General features: G+C 50.0%; 1 rRNA gene. It reads left to right on the top strand.

The features are described 5' to 3' along the window. The first annotated feature begins 199 nt into the window (after positions 1 to 199). A 23S ribosomal RNA gene (locus tag RH45_RS22650) occupies positions 200 to 3,088 on the top strand. Positions 3,089 to 3,160: the final 72 nt, after the last annotated feature.

The raw sequence follows: 3,160 nt of genomic DNA, 5'->3' as shown, positions 1-3,160 counted from the left end.
GCTCTTTAACAATTTGGAAAGCTGACAAATCAACAAATTATTGTTGATTGTAAAGTTCTCAATGTTTGTCTTTATGACAAACACCAATAAAACACATTCAAGTGTTCTTGGAATTTGAGTCCGGCAAAATCGAGTCTGCATCATGTATAAAAATTGCAGACAACTTTGGTTACGTAACAAAGACCCTTTGGGGTTGTATGGTTAAGTGACTAAGCGTACACGGTGGATGCCTTGGCAGTCAGAGGCGATGAAGGACGTATTAACTTGCGATAAGCCCAGATTAGGTAGTAAAAACCATTTGAGTCTGGGATTTCCGAATGGGGAAACCCACTTACATAAGTAAGTATCGTTATGTGAATACATAGCATAACGAGGCGAACCGGGGGAACTGAAACATCTAAGTACCCCGAGGAAAAGAAATCAACCGAGATTCCGAAAGTAGCGGCGAGCGAAATTGGACTAGCCCTTAAGCTTTACACGCGTTAGACGAACGGTCTGGAAAGTCCGACGATACAGGGTGATAGTCCCGTAGTTGACGATGTGTGTTCAGTGAAATCGAGTAGGGCGGGACACGTGATATCCTGTCTGAATATGGGGGGACCATCCTCCAAGGCTAAATACTACTGACTGACCGATAGTGAACCAGTACCGTGAGGGAAAGGCGAAAAGAACCCCTGTGAGGGGAGTGAAATAGAACCTGAAACCGTGTACGTACAAGCAGTAGGAGCACCTTCGTGGTGTGACTGCGTACCTTTTGTATAATGGGTCAGCGACTTATATTCAGTGGCAAGGTTAACCATCTAGGGGAGCCGTAGGGAAACCGAGTCTTAACTGGGCGCTCAGTCTCTGGATATAGACCCGAAACCAGGTGATCTAGCCATGGGCAGGTTGAAGGTTGAGTAACATCAACTGGAGGACCGAACCGACTAATGTTGAAAAATTAGCGGATGACTTGTGGCTAGGGGTGAAAGGCCAATCAAACCTGGAGATAGCTGGTTCTCCCCGAAATCTATTTAGGTAGAGCCTCGGACGAATACTACTGGGGGTAGAGCACTGTTAAGGCTAGGGGGTCATCCCGACTTACCAACCCTTTGCAAACTCCGAATACCAGTAAGTACTATCCGGGAGACACACGGCGGGTGCTAACGTCCGTCGTGGAGAGGGAAACAACCCAGACCGCCAGCTAAGGTCCCAAATTATAGCTAAGTGGGAAACGATGTGGGAAGGCTTAGACAGCTAGGATGTTGGCTTAGAAGCAGCCATCATTTAAAGAAAGCGTAATAGCTCACTAGTCGAGTCGGCCTGCGCGGAAGATGTAACGGGGCTAAGCTATAAACCGAAGCTGCGGCAATGCATTTTATGTATTGGGTAGGGGAGCGTTCTGTAAGCCGTTGAAGGTGTGTTGTAAAGCATGCTGGAGGTATCAGAAGTGCGAATGCTGACATGAGTAACGATAAAGGGGGTGAAAAACCCCCTCGCCGGAAGACCAAGGGTTCCTGTCCAACGTTAATCGGGGCAGGGTAAGTCGACCCCTAAGGCGAGGCCGAAAGGCGTAGTCGATGGGAAACGGGTTAATATTCCCGTACTTCTTACAATTGCGATGGGGGGACGGAGAAGGCTAGGTGGGCCTGGCGACGGTTGTCCAGGTTCAAGTGCGTAGGCTTGAGAGTTAGGTAAATCCGGCTCTCTTTAAGGCTGAGACACGATGTCGAGCACCTACGGGTGTGAAGTCATTGATGCCATGCTTCCAGGAAAAGCCTCTAAGCTTCAGATTGTAAGGAATCGTACCCCAAACCGACACAGGTGGTCGGGTAGAGAATACCAAGGCGCTTGAGAGAACTCGGGTGAAGGAACTAGGCAAAATGGTACCGTAACTTCGGGAGAAGGTACGCTCTTGACGGTGAAGTCCCTTGCGGATGGAGCTATTGAGAGTCGCAGATACCAGGTGGCTGCAACTGTTTATTAAAAACACAGCACTGTGCAAAATCGTAAGATGACGTATACGGTGTGACGCCTGCCCGGTGCCGGAAGGTTAATTGATGGGGTTAGACGTAAGTCGAAGCTCTTGATCGAAGCCCCGGTAAACGGCGGCCGTAACTATAACGGTCCTAAGGTAGCGAAATTCCTTGTCGGGTAAGTTCCGACCTGCACGAATGGCGTAATGATGGCCACGCTGTCTCCACCCGAGACTCAGTGAAATTGAAATCGCTGTGAAGATGCAGTGTACCCGCGGCTAGACGGAAAGACCCCGTGAACCTTTACTACAGCTTGGCACTGAACATTGACCCTACATGTGTAGGATAGGTGGGAGGCTTTGAAGACGGTACGCCAGTATCGTTGGAGCCGTCCTTGAAATACCACCCTTGTAGTGTTGATGTTCTAACGTTGACCCCTAATCGGGGTTGCGGACAGTGCCTGGTGGGTAGTTTGACTGGGGCGGTCTCCTCCCAAAGAGTAACGGAGGAGCACGAAGGTGGGCTAATCACGGTTGGACATCGTGAGGTTAGTGCAATGGCATAAGCCCGCTTGACTGCGAGAATGACAATTCGAGCAGGTGCGAAAGCAGGTCATAGTGATCCGGTGGTTCTGAATGGAAGGGCCATCGCTCAACGGATAAAAGGTACTCCGGGGATAACAGGCTGATACCGCCCAAGAGTTCATATCGACGGCGGTGTTTGGCACCTCGATGTCGGCTCATCACATCCTGGGGCTGAAGTCGGTCCCAAGGGTATGGCTGTTCGCCATTTAAAGTGGTACGCGAGCTGGGTTTAGAACGTCGTGAGACAGTTCGGTCCCTATCTGCCGTGGGCGTTGGAAGATTGAAGGGGGCTGCTCCTAGTACGAGAGGACCGGAGTGGACGAACCTCTGGTGTTCGGGTTGTGTCGCCAGACGCATTGCCCGGTAGCTAAGTTCGGAATCGATAACCGCTGAAAGCATCTAAGCGGGAAGCGAGCCCTGAGATGAGTCTTCCCTGACTCCTTGAGGGTCCTAAAGGGTTGTTCGAGACTAGAACGTTGATAGGCAGGGTGTGTAAGTGCTGTGAGGCATTGAGCTAACCTGTACTAATTGCCCGTGAGGCTTAACCATACAACACCCAAAGGGTTTTGATGGACTCAAATAGAACATTGAATGTGTTAAGAACTAACAGCTTTCCGAATT

The organism is Vibrio sinaloensis DSM 21326 (assembly GCF_000189275.1).
Taxonomy (GTDB): Bacteria; Pseudomonadota; Gammaproteobacteria; order Enterobacterales; family Vibrionaceae; genus Vibrio; species Vibrio sinaloensis.
Note: the sequence above shows the minus strand (reverse complement) of the source record. Positions and strands in the feature narration are given on the sequence as shown.